Genomic DNA, 17,923 nt, shown 5'->3' with positions numbered 1-17,923 from the left:
AGAGGTTTGACCGCCGCCTGTCGATTATATATTCAAAATGAAGGACTTAGAGAGAATTTCTGGGAAGACAAAACGAATGACCTTGCAAAACCATGTTGTTCCCCCTTCATCACAGACAGACAGCCGCAGCGCCAGCGTACAACTCGTCACGATCGGCGAAGAAGAAGCCGGTCAGCGTATTGATAATTATCTGTTGCGTGTTTGCAAAGGCGTCCCCAAGAGCCATATTTACCGCATCCTGCGTTCCGGCGAAGTACGCGTCAACAAAGGGCGCATCGACCAGATGTACCGCCTGGAAGCCGGTGACGTGGTGCGCATTCCGCCGGTGCGCATCGCAGAGCGGCAGGGCGGCAATACGCCCGTGCCCGGCGCCGAGTTCCACATCGTGCACGAGGACAGCCACCTGCTGGTGATCGACAAGCCGGCCGGCGTCGCCGTGCACGGCGGTTCGGGCGTGTCGTATGGCGTCATCGAGCAACTGCGCGCGGCCAGGCCCGAAGCCAAGTTCCTGGAGCTGGTGCATCGCCTGGACCGCGAAACCTCGGGCTTGTTGCTGATCGCCAAGAAGCGATCGGCGCTGACCAATTTGCATGAGCAAATGCGCGACGGTAAAACGGACAAGCGCTACCAGACCATGGTGGTGGGCGACTGGCGCAATCCGCGCCAGCACGTCCGGGCGCCGCTGCACAAGTTCACCACCCCGGACGGCGAGCGCCGCGTCGTCGTACAGGCCGGTGGTCAGGAATCGCATACGGTGTTCAACCTGCTGCGCAAGTGGGCGGGCTTCGCGCTGCTTGAGGCGGAACTCAAGACCGGGCGCACGCACCAGATCCGCGTACACCTGGCGTCGAGCGGCTTTCCCATCCTCGGCGACGAGAAATACGGCGATTTCGCCCTCAACAAGCAGCTTCAGAAGGCAACCGACACGCGCGGCGCCCTCAAGCGCATGTTCTTGCATGCCTGGCAGATCACCTTCCAGCACCCGGAAACCGGCAAGCCGATGACGTTACAGGTGCCGTTGCCGCCGGAATGCGAGCGTTTCTTGGTAAGCTTGGGGCAAGCACTGATGACCAAGTAAAAAATAAGGAGCCGGCTTGGGGCCGGGAGACATGGCACGAAAGCAATTTGATCTGATCGTATTCGATTGGGACGGTACGCTGATGGACAGCACCGCCACCATCGTCAAATGTATACAGTCGGCCGCCAAGGACCTGGGACTGGCGGTGCCGAGCGACGCCGCCGCGGCGCACGTCATCGGCCTGGGCTTGGCGGAAGCGATGCAGGCGGCGATGCCGGACATCGATCCCGCACTGTATCCGCGCATGGTGGAGCGCTATCGCTACCATTTCCTGACAAAAGACCATGAACTGGTGTTATTCAAGGGCGTACCGGCCATGCTGGAGGAATTGTCGCAGCTCGGCTATTTCCTGGCCGTCGCCACCGGCAAGAGCCGCGTGGGCCTGAACCGCGCTTTGAACGCCGCCGGCTTGCTGTCGACCTTCGATGCGACCCGTTGCGCCGACGAGACATTTTCCAAACCGCATCCGGCAATGTTGCAAGAATTGACAAGGGAACTTGGCCAGGACATGCGGCGTACCGTTATGATCGGCGACACCACGCACGACTTGCTGATGGCCAATAACGCTGGCGCTGCGGGCATCGCCGTCGAATACGGCGCGCACCCGGTGCCGCAGCTGCAGGCATGCCGTCCGGTGTTCTCGGCAAAGAACGTGCCTGAGCTGCATCAGTGGCTTATTGATAACGCATGAGCGAGGCGAACGAGATCTTTGTCTGTGCATCCGACGCCCTGGAAGACGGCGGCAAGGGCGTGCGTTTCCCGGTCCATGCCTTTGGCGGCGATGCAACCGGCTTTGCGGTCCGTCATGGCGGCAAGGTCTACGCTTACCTGAACCGCTGCGCCCATGCCCCGGTCGAACTCGACTGGTTCAAGGGCGAGTTCTTCGAGTCGAGCAAGATGTACCTGATGTGCGCGACGCACGGCGCGATCTACGTGCCGGAAAGCGGCCTGTGCGCCGGCGGACCGTGCCGCGGCGCCAAGCTGCGTGCGATCGGCGTGCGCGAGGCCGACGACGGCATTTACTGGCAGCCGGACCAGCACATCCGCCCTCCCGAGGCCCACTAATCAAGGTTTTATGAGCGATAACAACAAGAGCGACAACCCGAACGACAACCGTCCCGGCGGCCCCTCGGGTGGCCCGGCAAGTGGGACGTCCCCCACGTTCAACAACTGGGAGCGCGATACCCTCGAGCGCCTGGTGTTCGCCACCGTGCGCGAGCAGCGCGCCTCGCGCCGTTGGGGCATCTTCTTCAAACTGTCGTTTCTCCTGCTGGCATTTTTCGCGATCTGGGCTTATTCCGACTTCGACTTCGGTGGCTCCGACATCGATTCGCTGGGCCGCCACACGGCCCTGATCGAGATCGACGGCACCATCGACACCGAAGGCAGCGGCTCGGCCGATACCGTGATCCCGGCGCTGAACAAGGCCTTTTCCGACCCCGGCTCGGCGGCGATCGTGCTGCGCATTAACAGCCCCGGCGGCAGCCCGGTGCAGGCCGGCATCATCGTCGACGAGATCCAGCGCTTGAAGCACGGCTATCCGAACAAGCCGCTGTACGTGGTGGTCGACGAGATCTGCGCGTCGGGCGGGTATTACATCGCCGCAGCGGCCGACAAGATCTTCGTCAACAAGGCCAGTATCGTCGGCTCGGTCGGCGTGCTGATGGATGGCTTCGGCTTTACCGGCCTGATGGACAAGCTCGGCATCGAGCGCCGTCTGCTCACCGCCGGCGAGAACAAGGGCTTCCTCGATCCGTTCAGCCCGCAGTCCGACAAGCAGAAGCAGCACGCACTCGAGATGTTGAACGAAATCCACGAGCAATTTATTGCCGTGGTGCGCGCCGGCCGCGGCAAGCGCCTGAAGGAAACCCCGGAGATTTTCTCGGGACTGTACTGGACCGGCGCCAAGGCCGTCGACATGGGGTTGGCGGACGGGTTCGGCACGGTGGACACGGTGGCGCGCGACGTCGTCAAGGCCGAGGACATTATCGACTACACGGCCCACGAAGGCTTGCCGGAGCGGGTGCTGAAGAAATTTGGCGCCTCGGTCGGCGCGGGAGCGGTGCAGTCGATCTACCGCGGCGCCGTACCTAGCCTGCGCTGACGAGCCTGCGCTGAAGGCAGACGAAAGCGGCCGCGCAAGCTGCCGTTTTCGTTTTACATGATCATCGAGTCATGATTCCGCTATCATTTTTCGCCATCGGCCGCGGGCCAGCTGGCGATGCCGGGGACCGGGAAGGGCATGCCGGCCCCGTCCAGCGCGCAATCGAGGCTGTCGTCGGCACGATGGAAGCCGCCGGCGTCGAGCCAGCTCTGGAAGTGCTGCTGGGCTTCGGCGTACCAGGCGGCGCGCATCGGCATGTTCTGCTCGGCGGCATGGACGTGGGGAATGTCGCCGCCGCGCGTCCAGCGCGCGAGTGCGATCCGGGTTGGAAACAGCGAAGCGTGATGTTGAGCCACCGTCGTGCCGCAGCGTATGGCCGCGGACGCCGGAAGAGTGCTATAGCAATGTTTTTTTTCGATCTGCACGTGTGCCTCGTACGGTTGAGTTCGTAAGAATTTCTCCTACATGTCGTTGGGTGGTAGTCCTACCTGAAGAACGTGTAGTCCAATTCCTAACGAGGTTTCAGTCTATCAATGAGGACAACGGGAAGCTTGACATGTGTCAAACGAGTTCTTGCTTATCGTTGAAACGTTTGCTCTCGACCGTTTGGCGGCTTGCTTTTTTACGCAAACGTTTTCGGAAAAGCCTTCTTTGCCTTGGATAAGCCTTCTGTTAAAGTGCCGGCCATGAGTAAACTATCCCTGGACCGTGTGCTGCAATCGCAAGGTTTTGGCACGCGCAAGTACTGCCGCGCCCTGATCGAGGATGGCGACGTCGCCATCAATGGCGAGACGCACGACAATTACAAGACGCCGGTCGAAACCGATGGCTTGGTGCTGACCGTCTTCGATGAAGAATGGGTATACCGCGAGCGCGTCTACATCGCGCTGTACAAGCCGGCCAACTTCGAATGCTCGCGCAAGCCGAGCCACCATCCCGGCGTGCTGACCTTGCTGCCGGAACAGTTCACCTGGCGCGACGTGCAGCCGGTCGGCCGTCTCGACCACGACACCACCGGCCTGCTGCTGATGTCCGACGATGGTCCTTTCATCCACGCGCAATCTTCGCCCAAGCGGCATATTCCCAAGGTCTACCAGGCCACGACCCAGGATCCGGTGACGCCGGCCCTGGTCGAGCAGCTGCTGGCCGGCGTGCAGTTGCACGACGAACCGGCGCCGCTGGCGGCCGTCACCTGCGTGCAGCGCGGCGAGCACCTGCTCGAGATCGTGCTCGAACAGGGTAAATATCATCAGGTCAAGCGCATGCTGGCGGCCGCCGGCAACCATTGCGCGGCCTTGCACCGCTCGCAGATCGGCGGCTTGACGCTCGAATCGCTCGGCCTCGGCGAGGGCGAATGGTGCTACCTGGATCAGGCGCAACTCGACCTGCTCGTACCCGCGGGCGCCTGACAAAATCCCCCATGGCGGCGTTGCATTGTCTTGCCGTACTGGCGGACTGCGGACGCCAAGTCTGTCGTGCGACGCCGCCGGCGATTTTCCGCAACACTCATCGTTCTAATTTTGCCAACATTGACCGGCTCGGCAGGTTCGCCTGCTCGGCCGGAACGACGATAATGCCGCCGCGACCTTACCGATTCCTTGCTTGCCTGCCTTTCCTCTACCTGACCGCGGCCTCGGCCCAGCAGCCTGACGCCACCCAATCGGCCGCCCAGCCCGCCGCCTTGGGCGGCTGCGTCAACATCGCCGAGGACGCGCAGCGCCTTGCTTGCTACGACCGCCTCGCGCGCGCGAATGCCGTTCCGACGCCAGCGGCGTCCGTGGACAGTGTGCAGGTGGCGGCGCCGGTTGCGCCGGTTGCGCCGGGTACGCCCGTGGCCGTCGTGCCCGCCAAGCCGGCCGAGTCGCCGATCAAGGCCGTGTCCGATGCGTCGGCGCAGCCGGTGTCGGGCTTCAGCCTGGCCGATTACTGGGAGCTCGACGCGGCGCACAAGCGCGGCGTGTTCGACTTCCGGCCACATGCGCCGACCTACCTGATCGCCACCCGCACCGCGCATCCGAACGATGCGCCGTACAAGCCTTTCCGCGACATCAGCGACCTCGGCACCGGCCTGGCGCACTCGGAACTGGTGTTCCAGCTGGGCTTCAAGCTCAAGCTGATCGAAAACGCCTTCAACAAGCCGGTGGACGTGTGGTTCGGCTATACCCAGAACAGCTTCTGGCAGGCCTCGAACCACAAGGCCTCCAGCCCGTTCCGCGAGACCAATTACCAGCCCGAGCTGATGATCGTGACGCCGCTGAACTTCAGTGTACTCGGCATGAATGCGCGGCTCTTTAATCTGGGTATCGTGCACCAATCGAACGGACAATCGTCGACGCTGTCGCGCAGCTGGAACCGCGTCTACGCCCAGGTTGGACTCGAGCGCGACGGGTGGACCGTGATGGGGCGCGTATGGAAGCGCATCAATGAATCGGCGCCGGAAGACGACAATCCGGACATCGTCAACTACATGGGCCATGGCGACGTCAACGTCACCTATCGCCACAACGGCAGCGATTACTCGGCCCTGGTGCGCCACAACTTCTCGACCGGGCGCGGCGCCGTGCAGCTCGGCTATGCCTGGCCGCTGGCCGGCCACTTCAAGGGCTATGCCCAGCTGTTCTCGGGCTACGGACAGAGCCTGATCGACTATAACTATTACCAGAACGTGGCCGGCATCGGCGTGCTCGGCACGTTCTAAGGGCGGGCCGGCGGCGCGCAGGCGCGGCGTGACGGCGATGCAGCAGTGCAATACAATGGCGCGCTACCCACCGCCCATCGTTTGCCATGAAACTTGCCACCCTGAAGGACGGTTCGCGCGACGGCCAGCTCGCCGTGGTCGCACGCGACCTGAAGACCGCCCACATCGCCGACGGCATCGCCCCGACCCTGCAGGCGGCGCTCGACGACTGGGCCTTCGTCGCGCCCCAGCTCGCGTTCCTGTACGACGAACTCAATGCCGGCCGCGCACGGCGCAGCTTCGAGTTCGACCCGGGCCGCTGCATGGCGCCGCTACCGCGCGCCTACCAATGGGCCGACGGCTCGGCCTACGTCAACCACGTCGAACTGGTGCGCAAGGCGCGCGGCGCCGGGATGCCGGCCTCGTTCTGGGAAGAGCCGCTGATGTACCAGGGCGGCAGCGACGATTTCCTGGGCCCGCAGGATGATATCGTGCTGGCGCGCGAGGAGTGGGGCATCGATTTCGAAGCCGAAGTGGCCGTCGTCACCGGCGACGTGCCGATGGGCGCGACGCCCGACGAGGCCTACCGCCAGATCCGCCTGCTCACCCTGGTCAACGACGTTTCGCTGCGCAACCTCATCCCGGACGAGCTGGCCAAGGGCTTCGGCTTCCTGCAATCGAAGCCTGCGACCAGCTTCGCGCCGGTGGCGGTCACGCCGGACGAACTCGGCGATGCGTGGAAAGGCGGCAAAGTCCACCTGCCCCTGCGTTCGATCTGGAACGGCCGCCCCGTGGGCCAGCCGGACGCCGGCGTCGACATGGTGTTCAACTTCCCACAACTGATTGCCCACCTGGCCAAGACGCGCAACGTGCGCGCCGGCAGCATCGTCGGCTCGGGGACGGTGTCCAACAAGGACGCCTCAAAAGGTTACTCGTGCATCGCCGAGCAGCGCTGCCTGGAGACGATCGAGCATGGGTCTGCGGTGACGCAATTTATGCGCTTCGGCGACACGATCCGCATCGAGATGCTGGACGAGCAGGGCAAGTCGCTGTTCGGCGCGATCGAGCAGAAGGTGGCGCGGCTGGAAGCGGACGCGTCATAGCAAGTATGATGTGAGCGGCTGCATGCCGGCCCACTCGATGGAGCACGCGATGATATTAACCACCGGCGGCGCCGGCTTTATTGGCAGTAATTTCGTCCTCGACTGGTGCGCCGCCTCGAACGAGCCGGTCGTCAATCTCGACAAGTTGACCTATGCCGGCAACCTCGAGAACCTGGCCAGCTTGGCGGGCAACCCGCGCCACCTGTTCGTCAAGGGCGATATCGGCGACGTCGAACTGGTCGCGCGCCTGCTGCGCGAGCACCGCCCGCGCGCCGTGATCAATTTTGCCGCCGAAAGCCACGTCGACCGCAGCATCCACGGCCCCGAAGATTTTATCCAGACCAATATTGTCGGCACCTTCCATCTGCTGGAGGCGGTGCGCGCCCACTGGAGTGCGCTGCCGGCTGTCGAGAAGGCCGCGTTCCGTTTCCTGCACGTCTCCACCGACGAAGTCTACGGCTCGCTGGGGGCGGACGAGCCGGCCTTCAGCGAGACGCACCGCTACCAGCCGAACAGCCCGTACTCGGCCAGCAAGGCCGCCAGCGACCACCTGGTGCGCGCCTACCACCATACCTACGGCTTGCCGGTGCTGACGACCAATTGCTCTAATAACTATGGGCCGTATCACTTTCCGGAAAAGCTGATCCCGCTGTGCATCCACAACGCGCTGGCCGGCAAGCCGCTGCCGATCTACGGCGACGGCCGCCAGGTGCGCGACTGGCTGTACGTGAAAGACCATTGCGCGGCGATCCGCCGCGTGCTCGAAGCGGGCCGGGTGGGCGAGGTCTACAACGTCGGCGGGTGGAACGAAAAGACCAATCTGGAGGTCGTAAGCATGTTGTGCGAGCTGCTGGATGAGTTCCAAGCGCGCGCCGACGGCCAGTCCTATAAATCGCAGATGACGTTCGTGGCCGACCGGCCCGGCCACGACCGCCGTTACGCGATCGACGCCACCAGGCTTGAGCGCGAACTGGGCTGGAAGCCGCTCGAGACTTTCGAGTCGGGCATCCGCAAGACCGTCCGGTGGTATCTCGACAACCCGGACTGGGTGCGCAACGTGACCAGCGGCGCCTACCGCAACTGGGTAGGCCGGCAGTACGGAGTTTGACTTGAAAATTCTGCTCACCGGCAAAAACGGCCAGCTCGGCTTCGAATTGCGGCGCGCCCTGGCGCCGCTGGGCGAGCTCGTGGCGCTGGGCCGCGACGACTGCGACCTGGCCGACGCCGCCGCCTTGCGCGCGTGCTTGCGTGCGGTCGCGCCCGACGCCATCGTCAACCCGGCCGCCTACACCGCGGTCGACCGGGCCGAATCCGAGCCGGCCGCCGCGTTCGCGGTGAATGCCGAGGCGCCGCGCATCCTGGGCGAGGAGGGCGCGCGCCTGGGGGCGCTGGTGCTGCATTACTCGACCGATTACGTGTTCGACGGCTGCAAGGAGGGCGCCTACCGCGAGGACGACCTGCCGAACCCGCGGAACGTGTACGGGCGCAGCAAGCTGGACGGCGAGCGCGCGCTGGCGGCGGCGAATCCGCGCCACCTGATCCTGCGTACCAGCTGGGTGCTCGGCGTGCACGGCGCCAATTTCGCCAAGACCATGCTGCGCCTGGCCGCCGAACACGAGCGCCTGAACGTGGTCGCCGACCAGCATGGCGCGCCGACCTCGGCCGCGCTGCTGGCCGACGTCAGCGCGCAGCTCGTGCGCCGGCACGCGCGCGCGCGCCAGGGCGAGGGCTTTCCGTATGGTATTTATCACGCTGCCGCTGCCGGCGAGACCACATGGTACGATTACGCCCGCTTCGTGATCGCCGAGGCGATTGCCGCCGGCAAGCCCTTGAAGGCGACGCCGGAGGCCGTCATACCCGTCACGACCGCGCACTATCCGACGCCGGCGCGGCGTCCGCTCAATTCCCGGCTCGACACCGGGCGCTTGCGCAGCACCTTCGATCTCGATTTGCCGCCCTGGCAGGAGGGCGTGCGCCAGGTGCTTCGACACATCTTCTGAGTTTTCGCCGAGAACCCCATGTCCATCACAAAACGAAAAGGCATCATCCTGGCCGGCGGCTCGGGGTCGCGCCTGTACCCGGTGACCCAGGCGGTCAGCAAGCAATTGATGCCGGTGTACGACAAACCGATGGTGTACTACCCGTTCAGCACGCTGATGCTGAGCGGCATCCGCGACATCCTCTTGATCACCACGCCCTACGACTCGGCGCGCTTCGCCGACCTGCTCGGCGACGGCAGCCAGTGGGGCATGAATATCGGCTACGCGGTCCAGCCGAGCCCGGATGGGCTGGCCCAGGCCTTCATCATCGGCAAGGACTTCATCGGCACTGACCCGAGTGCGCTGGTGCTCGGAGATAACATTTTCTATGGCCACGACCTGGTCAAGCAGCTGCACAACGCCAATGCGCGCGTCGACGGTGCGACCGTGTTCGCCTACCACGTGCAAGATCCGGAACGCTACGGCGTGGTCGAGTTCGACGCCAGGCGCCATGCGCTGAGCATCGAAGAAAAGCCGAAGACGCCGAAGTCGAACTATGCGGTCACCGGGCTGTATTTCTATGACAACGAGGTCTGCTCGATCGCCGCCGACATCCAGCCTTCGGCGCGCGGCGAACTCGAAATCACCGACATCAACCAGACCTACCTGACGCGCGGCCGGCTCGACGTCGAGATCATGGGCCGCGGCTTCGCCTGGCTCGACACCGGCACCCATGATAGCCTGCTGGAAGCCGCCAGCTTCATCGCGACGCTGCAAAAGCGCCAGGGCCTGCAAGTGGCGTGTCCGGAAGAGATCGCCTTCCGCCAGGGCTGGATCGATGCCGAGGCGTTGGCCCGGCTGGCCGCGCCGCTGTGCAAGAACGGCTACGGCAGTTACCTGTTGAACCTGCTGAAATAACCTGCTGAAGTCAAGCCCCATGCCCCTCATCGCCACCCCGACGGCCATCCCCGACGTGCTCGTGCTCGAGCCGACCGTGTTCGGCGACGCGCGCGGCTTCTTTTTCGAAAGCTTCAACGCGCGCGAGTTCAAGGAAGTCACCGGCCTGGACGTCAACTTCTTGCAGGACAACCACAGCCGCTCGGCCAAGGGCGTGCTGCGCGGCATGCATTACCAGATCCAGCATGCCCAGGGCAAGCTGGTGCGGGTGGTGCAGGGCGACGTGTTCGACGTCGCCGTCGACTTGCGACGATCGTCGCCGACCTTCGGCCGCTGGGTCGGCCAGGTGCTCAGCGCCGACAACCGCAAGCAGATCTGGATACCGCCCGGCTTCGCCCACGGCTTCCTGGTGCTCAGCGAGGCCGCCGAGTTCCTCTACAAGACCACCAATTACTGGTATCCGGCCCATGAGCGCTGCCTGCTGTGGAACGATCCGCAAATCGGGATCGCGTGGCCGCTCGATGGCGCGCCGACCCTGGCGCCCAAGGACAGCGCCGCCACGCCCTTGGCCCAGGCCGAGACCTTCGCCTGAGCCTGCTCAAGCACAGCTACTCCCCCGAGACCCGAACAGCGCGGACTTTTCCGGTCTTTTCGAGGTATAGCCCTACGGCAACATCTGGAATAATGCCAGCTTGAATAAAGTCGGGGCCGGTCCCGACGGGCACCGGGGCACCAGATGGCGGAAGAAAGCGGCGCGGAAAAGAACCAACCAGCGTCAGAGAGACGGTTAAAACAGGCACGTGAAAACGGCGACATCCCGCGTTCGCGCGAAGTCGGCACCTTCGCCGTCCTGATGACCGCCGGCGCCGGCCTGTGGATGCTGGGCGGCGGCCTGGTCGACAAGCTCGCGCGCGTCCTGCATTCCGGCCTGTCGCTCGACCGCGAGCAGATCTACAACCCGAACGTGTTGATCGAACGCATCGGCGCCGACGTCGCCGGCGTGCTGCTGGCCTGCCTGCCGCTGGCCGGCGCGGTGATCCTGGTCATGCTGGCCGCGCCGATGCTGATCGGCGGCTGGAACTTCAGCGCCAAGGCCTTCATGCCGAATTTCGGCAAGCTCAATCCGATCAACGGCATCGGGCGCCTGTTCTCCACCGATTCGCTGGTCGAGCTGCTCAAGGCCGTGGCCAAGGCGCTGCTGGTCGGCGCGGTCGCCTGGTACGTGGTGCTGAGCCAGAAGGAAGCCGTGATCGGCCTGGCCAGCGAGCCGCTCAATGCCGCCACCGCCCATCTCGGCGGCCTGGTCGCCAAGGCGTTCCTGATCATGGTCAGCGCGCTCGGCGCGATCGCGCTGCTGGACGGCCCCTACCAGATGTGGCACTACGCCAACAAGCTGAAGATGACGCGCCAGGAAGTGATCCAGGAATCGAAGGAATCGGACGGCAACCCGCAGATCAAGGGCAAGATCCGCCAGATGCAGCGCGAGATGGCGCGCAAACGCATGATGTCCAACGTCCCGACCGCCGACGTGGTCGTGACCAACCCGACCCACTTCGCGGTGGCGCTGAAGTACGCCGACGGCCAGCGCGGTGCGCCGCGCGTGGTGGCCAAGGGCACCGACGAAGTCGCGGCCAAGATCCGCGCGATCGCGACCGAGAACAAGGTCACGCTGCTGGAAGCCCCGGCGCTGGCGCGTGCGCTGTACAAGCACACCGACATCGACGACGAGATTCCGGAACAGCTGTTCTCGGCGGTGGCCGAAGTGCTGGCCTACGTCTACCAGCTGCGCGCCTACGCCAAGGGCGACAGCAAGCAGTATCCGGACCGTCCGGGCAAGCTGCCGGTCCCGCCGGAGATGGACCCGTTCAACCCGGCTTCGCAAAAGCCTGGCGCAAACAACACCACGCATTAATTAAAGACAGAGCTCGAGGAACGACCTGATGAACGGTTTCAAACTGCCGCCCTGGATGCAAAAGATCGCCGCCAAAGGCAACGCCGTGGCGGCCCCGATCCTGATCATCCTGCTGCTGGCGATGATGATCCTGCCGCTGCCGGCGTTTGCGCTCGACCTGTTCTTCAGCTTTAACATCGCGATGTCGGTGATCGTGCTGCTGACCGCGCTGTACACGGTCAAGCCGCTCGACTTCATGGCCTTCCCGGCGGTGCTGCTGGTGACCACGATGCTGCGCCTGTCGCTGAACGTGGCCTCGACCCGCGTGGTGCTGACCGAAGGCCACACCGGCGGCGCCGCGGCCGGCAAGGTGATCGAAGCCTTCGGCCACTTCCTGATCGGCGGTAACTATACGGTCGGCCTGGTGGTGTTCGTCATCCTCACCATCATCAACTTCACCGTCGTGACCAAGGGCGCCGGCCGTATCGCCGAAGTCGGAGCGCGCTTCGCCCTGGACGCGATGCCGGGCAAGCAGATGGCGATCGACGCCGACCTGAACGCCGGCCTGATCGGCGAGGCCGAGGCCAAGCAGCGCCGCAGCGACGTCGCCATGGAAGCCGAATTCTACGGCGCCATGGACGGTGCCTCGAAGTACGTGCACGGCGACGCCGTGGCCGGCATCCTGGTCACCGTGATCAACGTGATCGGCGGCCTGATCGTCGGCATGGTCCAGCACGACATGGCCTTCGGCGACGCCATCAAGAACTACACGCTGCTCGCGATCGGTGACGGCCTGGTGGCGCAGATCCCGTCGCTGGTGATCTCGATCGCGGCCGGTATGGTCGTCTCGCGCGTGGCTAGCGACAAGGACGTCGGCGACCAGGTCGTCGGCCAGCTGTTCGGCCGCCCGATCGTGATGTACATCACAGGCGGCATCATCGGCGGCATGGGCCTGATCCCGGGCATGCCGAACCTGGTGTTCCTGCTGCTGGGCAGCACGCTGTTCGGCGCCGGCTACCTGGTCGAGAAGCGCATCAAGAACGCGCCGGCGCAAGCCGAGGCGGGCGCCGCGGGCGCGCAAGGCGGCGCCGCCGGCGCAGCGGGTGCGGCAGGCGCGGCCCAGGCCGCGACCACCCCGGCCGAGCAGGAAGAAGCCAGCTGGCAGGACGTCACCCCGGTTGACACACTCGGCCTGGAAGTCGGCTACCGCCTGATCGCGCTGGTCGACAAGGGCCAGAACGGCGAACTGCTCAAGCGCATCAAGGGCATCCGTAAGAAGTTCGCGCAGGAAGTCGGCTTCCTGGCGCCGCCGGTGCACATCCGCGACAACCTGGAGATGAAACCGTCCGCCTACCGCATCACGCTCAAGGGCGTCGAAGTCGGCAGCGGCGAAGCGATGAACGGCCAGTTCCTGGCGATCAACCCGGGCATGGCGACCGGTACGCTGCCCGGCTTGGTGACCGTCGATCCGGCCTTCGGCCTGCCGGCGATCTGGATCGACGCGGCGCTGAAGGAAGAGGCGCAGAGCATGGGCTACACCGTGGTCGACGCCGGCACCGTGATCGCCACCCACCTGAACCACCTGATCACCACCCACGCCGCCGAGCTGCTGGGCCGCATGGAAGTGCAGTCGCTGCTGGACCACCTGGCCAAGGATGCGCCCAAGCTGGTCGAAGACCTGGTGCCGAAGGTCGTGTCGCTGTCGACGCTGCAAAAGGTCTTGCAGAACCTGCTGCTGGAAGGCGTGCACATCCGTGACATGCGCACCATCATCGAGACGCTGTCGGAATTCGGCGGCCAGACCCAGGATCCGAACGACCTGACCGCGCAGGTGCGCGTGGCGCTGGGCCGCGCCATCGTCCAGCAGCTGTTCCCGGGCACCAACGAGCTGTCGGTGATGACCCTGGACAACCGTCTCGAGCGCCTGCTGGTGCAAGCGCTGAGCGCCGGCGGCGACGGTACCGGCATCGAGCCGGGCCTGGCCGACACCATCGTCCAGCAGGCCGCCAACGCCGCCCAGCAGCAGGAAGCGATGGGCCTGACCCCGGTGCTGCTGGTGCCGGGCCAGCTGCGCACACTGCTGTCGCGCTTCCTGCGCCGCGCACTGCCACAACTGAAGGTGCTGTCGCACTCGGAGATCCCCGAGACCAAGACGATTCGCGTGACCAGCCTGGTCGGCGCCGCCTGATCCTGCTTCCCTGCTTTTTCCTGTTTCTTCCTGTTGCTTCCTGTTTTAGCGCCCCAGCCGGCCCGGCCGGGGCGTTTGTCCTTGTGGCGCCGCAATCGACGCCCTAAATCCTGCCGTAAGGAAATAAGGCGATTTCCCCATCCTTTTCTCCGGATCGTTTCCTCATGGCATCGTCAATAATGCTATTCATCAACCGATAGCTGACCTTGCCTGCGAAAGCGGAGAACAACGATGAACGTCAAGAAATTTACAGCCCCGACCTCACGCGAGGCCCTGCGCAAAGTGCGCGAGGCCCTGGGGCCGGATGCGGTCATCCTGTCGAACCGTCCGGTCGATGGGGTGGTCGAGATCCTGGCGCTGGACAACGACGACGTCGCTTCGCTGGCTTCGCCGTCGGAAGAATCGGAAATGGCTGCGCCGCGTCCGTCGATGCAGATGCCGGCACCCGAAGGGCCGGCCTTGCGCGAGCCGGCCGCGCGCTACGCCGACGAACTCCCGGCCGAGCCGATGATGCGCCCGGCCGCGCGCCAGCCGTTCAGCTCGCTGGGCGCGCTGGACGATGCGCCGGCCTACGCGCCGCAGGCGCCGGTGCAGCCGCAGCCGCAGCCGCAAACCTACGCCAACCGCCGCGCACCGCAACCCGAAGCGCCGGCCTTCGACATGGCCGCGATGACCGCGATGATGTCGGCCGCGATCGCCCAGGCCAAGGAATCGGCTGCAAGCGCGGCCGCCGGCGAGATGCAGGGCATGATGAGCGAGCTGCGCGCGATGCGCGGCATGATGGAATCGCAACTGGCCGAGCTGTCGTGGGGCACGACCCAGCAGCGCGAGCCGCAAAAGGCCGTGGTGCTGCGCGAGATGCTGGCGGCCGGCTTTTCGGCCAGCCTGTCGCGCTACCTCGTGGATAAACTCCCGGCCGGCAAGGATGCCACCGAAGCCATGCGCTGGATCAAGACCGTCCTGGCGCGCAACATCACCGCGATGACCGACGAAGACGCCATCCTCGACCGCGGCGGCGTGTTCGCGCTGGTCGGCCCGACCGGCGTCGGCAAGACCACCACCACGGCCAAGCTGGCGGCGCGCTGCGTGATGCGCCACGGCCCGGAAAAGCTGGCCCTGATCACCACCGACGCCTATCGTATCGGCGGCCACGAGCAGCTGCGCATCTACGGCAAGATCCTCGGTGTGATGGTGCACTCGGTCAAGGACGAAGCCGACCTGCGCATCGCGCTGAAGGAACTGCGCAACAAGCACACCGTGCTGATCGACACCATCGGCATGTCGCAGCGCGACCAGATGGTGACCGAGCAGGTGGCGATGCTGACCGATTCCGGCGCCAACGTGCAGCGCCTGCTGTGCCTGAACGCGACCGCGACCAACGAGACTTTGAACGAAGTCGTGCGCGCCTACCAGGGCAGCGGCCTGGCCGGCTGCATCATGACCAAGCTGGACGAAGCGGCGTCGATCGGCAATGTGCTGGACGTGCTGGTGCGCCAGAAACTGAATCTGTACTACATCGCGAACGGCCAGCGCGTGCCGGAAGACCTGCACCTGGGCGACCGCGCGATGCTGGTCGACCGCGCCTTCCGCAACAAGCGCGACGCTGCCGCGCAGATCGCGGACGCCGACCTGCCGCTGATGATGGCGGGCCTGGGCAACCTGAACAACGACCGTTCGCTGCGTGAGGTTTACGTTGGCTAGTTTTGACTTCGATCAGGCCGAAGGCCTGCGCCGGATGCTGTCCGGCCCCAAGCCGCGCATCGTCACCTTCCTGTCCGCCACGGCGTCCGACGACAAGGGCGCGATGCTGGTCAACCTCGGCGCTTCGCTGGCGCAAAGCGGCAACGACGTGATGATCGTCGACGCCTGCGAGCGCGGCTACGGCGTGGCCCAGCGCCTGGGCGTGGACCGCGGCCCGACGCTGCTGCAGGTGGCGCGCCAGGAATGCGCGCTGAACCAGGTCATCCACCCGGTGCCGCAGGGCTTTTCGGTGACGACCATGACCCGTGGCGCCTATCCGTGCACGGGCGCCGAAGAAGCGCGCCGCCTGGCCAAGACCTTCGACGTGCTGGTCAAGCAGGCCGGCAGCATCGTGATGGTCGACGGCGAGTTTTCCGAGGACGGCAGCTTCCCGGTGCCGATCATGGCCAGTTCCGAGATCGTCGTGCAGGTCTCGACCAGCGCCGCCTCGATCACCAATGCGTATGCGCTGATCAAGCGCCTGTCGCAACACCTGGGCCGCCGTCCCTTCGGTATCCTGGTGACGGGCGCGACCGAAGCCGAAGCCAAGGTGGTATACGATAATATGTCATCTGCGGCAACACGTTACCTCGCAGTAACGCTGACGTCGATGGGCTCGGTGCCTGCCGACGAATACCTGCACCGCGCCGCGCGTCTCGGCCGCGCCGTGGTGGACGCGTTCCCGCTGGCGGGCGCTTCGGTGGCCTTCCGCCAACTGGCCGGCCGCTTCGCACGCAGCAATGTCGCGGTGCACGGGCGCGCCGCCTGAAGCGCAGCCTGATTATTATTTAGGAACCATGTACACGGCCAAAGGGAAAGCGGACAAGAATTCTTTGCTGACGGATCACATGCCGTTGGTGAAGCGTCTCGCCCACCAGATGAAGGCGAAGCTGCCGGCGTCGGTCGAGGTCGACGACCTGATGCAGGCCGGCATGATCGGCCTGCTCGACGCGATCAACCGCTACGAGGAAAACCACGGCGCCCAGTTCGAGACCTATGCCGTGCTGCGCATCCGCGGCGCCATGCTGGACGAACTGCGCAGCAGCGACTGGATGCCGCGCTCGACGCGCCAGAACATGCGCAAGGTGGAAAGCGCGATGCACGAACTGACCCAGCAGCTTGGCCGTCCGCCGAGCGAATCCGAAGTCGCCAAGGCCCTCAAACTGTCGCTGTCCGACTACCAGGAGATGCTGGGCGACTCCGGCGGCCACCAGCTGCTGTATTACGAAGACTTCCACGACGCCGACGGCGAGGGCGGCAGCGACAGCTTCCTCGACCGCTATGCGCAGGATGACGAGGATCCGCTCAAGGCCCTGTTGGAGACCGACTTCCGCCAGGCCGTGATCGACGCCATCGACGCGCTGCCGGCGCGCGAGAAGATGCTGATGGGCCTGTACTACGAGGAAGAGCTGAACCTGAAGGAAATCGGCGCCGTCATGGGCGTGTCCGAATCGCGTGTCTCGCAGCTGCACACCCAGGCGGTCGCGCGCATGCGTGCCTACCTGAAGGAGCTGGCATGGACCTAGCCAGCCTGCTCGGGCTGGCGCTGGCCCTGGCCGGCATCGCCATCGGCCACGCGCTGGACGGCGGCAAGTTCTCGTCGCTGGTGCAGCCGGCCGCGTTCGCCATCGTCGTGGTCGGCACGCTCGGCGCGACGCTGCTGCAGACCCAGCGCAAGGCCTTCGTGCGCGGCCTGCGCATGCTGGGCTGGGTGTTCCGCACCCCGCGCGACCGCCGCCCGCAGCTGGCGCGCGAGATCCACCTGTGGAGCCTGTCGGCGCGGCGCGACGGCCTGCTCTCGCTCGAACAATACATGGCGAAAGCCGATCCCTTCATCCAGAAGGGCTTGCGGCTGGTGGTCGACGGCATCCATCCCGACAAGCTCAAGAGCCTGCTCGACACCGAGATCAACGGCTACGAATTGCGCGAACGCCAAGGCGCGCGCATCTGGGAAGCCGCCGCCGGCTATGCGCCGACGGTCGGCATCCTGGGCGCGGTGCTGGGCCTGATCCACGTGATGGAAAACCTGAGCGACCCGTCGCGCCTGGGCGCCGGCATCGCGGTGGCGTTCGTGTCGACCATTTATGGCGTCGGCCTGGCCAACCTGTTCTTCTACCCGGTCGCCAACAAGATCAAGGGCATCGTCGCCGAGCGCGTGGCCGAGTACGAAATCATCGGCGACGTGTTCCACGACATCGCCAGCGGCGACTACACGCGGGTGATCGAAGAGCGCGTGGCCTGCCTGCTGACGGACCGTTGAGGAGAG

At 65.1% G+C, this 17,923-nt stretch carries 18 protein-coding genes; 17 read left to right on the top strand and 1 reads right to left on the bottom strand.

The features are described from left to right. Nucleotides 1–76: 76 nt before the first annotated feature. From FA90_RS13570 to FA90_RS13555, 4 genes are read left to right on the top strand one after another with little or no spacing between them, the layout of a single operon-like run. Nucleotides 77–1,078 carry an RluA family pseudouridine synthase gene (locus FA90_RS13570; protein ID WP_036169529.1) on the top strand — a complete coding sequence of 334 codons (1,002 nt, stop codon included), beginning with the start codon at nt 77–79 and terminating at the stop codon, nt 1,076–1,078. A 31-nt stretch (nt 1,079–1,109) separates the two neighbouring features. Further along, the gene (locus tag FA90_RS13565) at nt 1,110–1,769 is read left to right on the top strand and encodes an HAD-IIIA family hydrolase (RefSeq protein WP_036169527.1); all 660 of its coding nucleotides are present in this window, start codon (nt 1,110–1,112) and stop codon (nt 1,767–1,769) included. Further along, a complete protein-coding gene (locus tag FA90_RS13560) occupies nt 1,766–2,143 on the top strand; it encodes a Rieske 2Fe-2S domain-containing protein (protein WP_036169525.1) in 378 nt (125 codons plus the stop codon). The genes FA90_RS13565 and FA90_RS13560 overlap by 4 nt, the downstream gene beginning before the upstream one ends. A gap of 10 nt (nt 2,144–2,153) precedes the next feature. Further along, nucleotides 2,154–3,182, top strand: coding sequence for a S49 family peptidase (locus tag FA90_RS13555; protein WP_036169523.1), 1,029 nt, complete (start codon nt 2,154–2,156; stop codon nt 3,180–3,182). Between the two features lie 83 nt (nt 3,183–3,265). On the opposite strand, the gene FA90_RS26480 is transcribed toward FA90_RS13555, so the two are convergent. Next, nucleotides 3,266–3,538, bottom strand: a complete 273-nt coding sequence (locus FA90_RS26480) for a hypothetical protein (RefSeq protein WP_156116703.1) — start codon at nt 3,536–3,538, stop codon at nt 3,266–3,268. 330 nt (nt 3,539–3,868) lie between these two features. On the opposite strand from FA90_RS26480, the gene FA90_RS13550 reads away from it, so the two are divergent. The 13 genes from FA90_RS13550 (at nt 3,869) to FA90_RS13490 (ending at nt 17,917) form a co-directional block, all read left to right on the top strand. After that, entirely contained in the window at nt 3,869–4,591 is a 723-nt protein-coding gene (locus FA90_RS13550; protein WP_036169521.1) for a pseudouridine synthase, read from the top strand. 164 nt (nt 4,592–4,755) lie between these two features. Continuing rightward, nucleotides 4,756–5,880, top strand: coding sequence for a phospholipase A (locus tag FA90_RS13545; protein WP_051971779.1), 1,125 nt, complete (start codon nt 4,756–4,758; stop codon nt 5,878–5,880). A gap of 86 nt (nt 5,881–5,966) precedes the next feature. Next, nucleotides 5,967–6,962, top strand: coding sequence for a fumarylacetoacetate hydrolase family protein (locus FA90_RS13540; protein ID WP_036169520.1), 996 nt, complete (start codon nt 5,967–5,969; stop codon nt 6,960–6,962). A gap of 49 nt (nt 6,963–7,011) precedes the next feature. Continuing rightward, a complete protein-coding gene (rfbB, locus tag FA90_RS13535; protein WP_036175643.1) occupies nt 7,012–8,070 on the top strand; it encodes a dTDP-glucose 4,6-dehydratase in 1,059 nt (352 codons plus the stop codon). A gap of 1 nt (nt 8,071) precedes the next feature. Beyond that, a complete protein-coding gene (rfbD, locus tag FA90_RS13530; RefSeq protein ID WP_036169518.1) occupies nt 8,072–8,962 on the top strand; it encodes a dTDP-4-dehydrorhamnose reductase in 891 nt (296 codons plus the stop codon). A gap of 18 nt (nt 8,963–8,980) precedes the next feature. Further along, a complete protein-coding gene (gene rfbA, locus FA90_RS13525; RefSeq protein ID WP_036169516.1) occupies nt 8,981–9,859 on the top strand; it encodes a glucose-1-phosphate thymidylyltransferase RfbA in 879 nt (292 codons plus the stop codon). A 19-nt stretch (nt 9,860–9,878) separates the two neighbouring features. Then, nucleotides 9,879–10,430 carry a dTDP-4-dehydrorhamnose 3,5-epimerase gene (gene rfbC / locus FA90_RS13520; RefSeq protein ID WP_036169515.1) on the top strand — a complete coding sequence of 184 codons (552 nt, stop codon included), beginning with the start codon at nt 9,879–9,881 and terminating at the stop codon, nt 10,428–10,430. Nucleotides 10,431–10,574: 144 nt separating this feature from the next. Then, entirely contained in the window at nt 10,575–11,750 is a 1,176-nt protein-coding gene (gene flhB / locus FA90_RS13515; protein ID WP_036169513.1) for a flagellar biosynthesis protein FlhB, read from the top strand. A gap of 28 nt (nt 11,751–11,778) precedes the next feature. Further along, nucleotides 11,779–13,917 (top strand): flagellar biosynthesis protein FlhA, encoded by a 2,139-nt coding sequence (flhA, locus tag FA90_RS13510; protein ID WP_036169509.1) that lies wholly within the window; start codon nt 11,779–11,781, stop codon nt 13,915–13,917. 231 nt (nt 13,918–14,148) lie between these two features. Next, nucleotides 14,149–15,618, top strand: coding sequence for a flagellar biosynthesis protein FlhF (gene flhF, locus FA90_RS13505; protein ID WP_036169508.1), 1,470 nt, complete (start codon nt 14,149–14,151; stop codon nt 15,616–15,618). After that, entirely contained in the window at nt 15,611–16,426 is an 816-nt protein-coding gene (locus FA90_RS13500) for an antiactivator of flagellar biosynthesis FleN protein (RefSeq protein WP_036169505.1), read from the top strand. Before flhF ends, FA90_RS13500 begins: the two co-directional genes overlap by 8 nt. A 28-nt stretch (nt 16,427–16,454) precedes the next feature. Further along, nucleotides 16,455–17,183, top strand: coding sequence for an RNA polymerase sigma factor FliA (locus FA90_RS13495; RefSeq protein ID WP_036169504.1), 729 nt, complete (start codon nt 16,455–16,457; stop codon nt 17,181–17,183). Continuing rightward, on the top strand, nt 17,174–17,917 hold the full coding sequence (locus FA90_RS13490) for a flagellar motor protein (RefSeq protein WP_036169502.1): 744 nt from the start codon (nt 17,174–17,176) through the stop codon (nt 17,915–17,917). Before FA90_RS13495 ends, FA90_RS13490 begins: the two co-directional genes overlap by 10 nt. Nucleotides 17,918–17,923: the final 6 nt, after the last annotated feature.

Origin of the sequence: Massilia sp. 9096, assembly GCF_000745265.1 — a bacterium.
Classification (GTDB): domain Bacteria; phylum Pseudomonadota; class Gammaproteobacteria; order Burkholderiales; family Burkholderiaceae_D; genus Telluria.
Note: the sequence above shows the minus strand (reverse complement) of the source record. Positions and strands in the feature narration are given on the sequence as shown.

Bases quoted from the DNA above. Each gene is read 5' to 3' on its own strand.
- FA90_RS13545 (WP_051971779.1), top strand. From the start codon at position 4,756: ATGCCGCCGCGACCTTACCGATTCCTTGCTTGCCTGCCTTTCCTCTAC.
- flhF (WP_036169508.1), top strand. From the start codon at position 14,149: ATGAACGTCAAGAAATTTACAGCCCCGACCTCACGCGAGGCCCTGCGC.
- flhB (WP_036169513.1), top strand. From the start codon at position 10,575: ATGGCGGAAGAAAGCGGCGCGGAAAAGAACCAACCAGCGTCAGAGAGA.
- FA90_RS13560 (WP_036169525.1), top strand. From the start codon at position 1,766: ATGAGCGAGGCGAACGAGATCTTTGTCTGTGCATCCGACGCCCTGGAA.
- FA90_RS13490 (WP_036169502.1), top strand. From the start codon at position 17,174: ATGGACCTAGCCAGCCTGCTCGGGCTGGCGCTGGCCCTGGCCGGCATC.
- FA90_RS13540 (WP_036169520.1), top strand. From the start codon at position 5,967: ATGAAACTTGCCACCCTGAAGGACGGTTCGCGCGACGGCCAGCTCGCC.
- FA90_RS13565 (WP_036169527.1), top strand. From the start codon at position 1,110: ATGGCACGAAAGCAATTTGATCTGATCGTATTCGATTGGGACGGTACG.
- rfbC (WP_036169515.1), top strand. From the start codon at position 9,879: ATGCCCCTCATCGCCACCCCGACGGCCATCCCCGACGTGCTCGTGCTC.
- FA90_RS13495 (WP_036169504.1), top strand. From the start codon at position 16,455: ATGTACACGGCCAAAGGGAAAGCGGACAAGAATTCTTTGCTGACGGAT.
- rfbB (WP_036175643.1), top strand. From the start codon at position 7,012: ATGATATTAACCACCGGCGGCGCCGGCTTTATTGGCAGTAATTTCGTC.
- rfbA (WP_036169516.1), top strand. From the start codon at position 8,981: ATGTCCATCACAAAACGAAAAGGCATCATCCTGGCCGGCGGCTCGGGG.
- FA90_RS13550 (WP_036169521.1), top strand. From the start codon at position 3,869: ATGAGTAAACTATCCCTGGACCGTGTGCTGCAATCGCAAGGTTTTGGC.
- FA90_RS13570 (WP_036169529.1), top strand. From the start codon at position 77: ATGACCTTGCAAAACCATGTTGTTCCCCCTTCATCACAGACAGACAGC.
- FA90_RS13555 (WP_036169523.1), top strand. From the start codon at position 2,154: ATGAGCGATAACAACAAGAGCGACAACCCGAACGACAACCGTCCCGGC.
- flhA (WP_036169509.1), top strand. From the start codon at position 11,779: ATGAACGGTTTCAAACTGCCGCCCTGGATGCAAAAGATCGCCGCCAAA.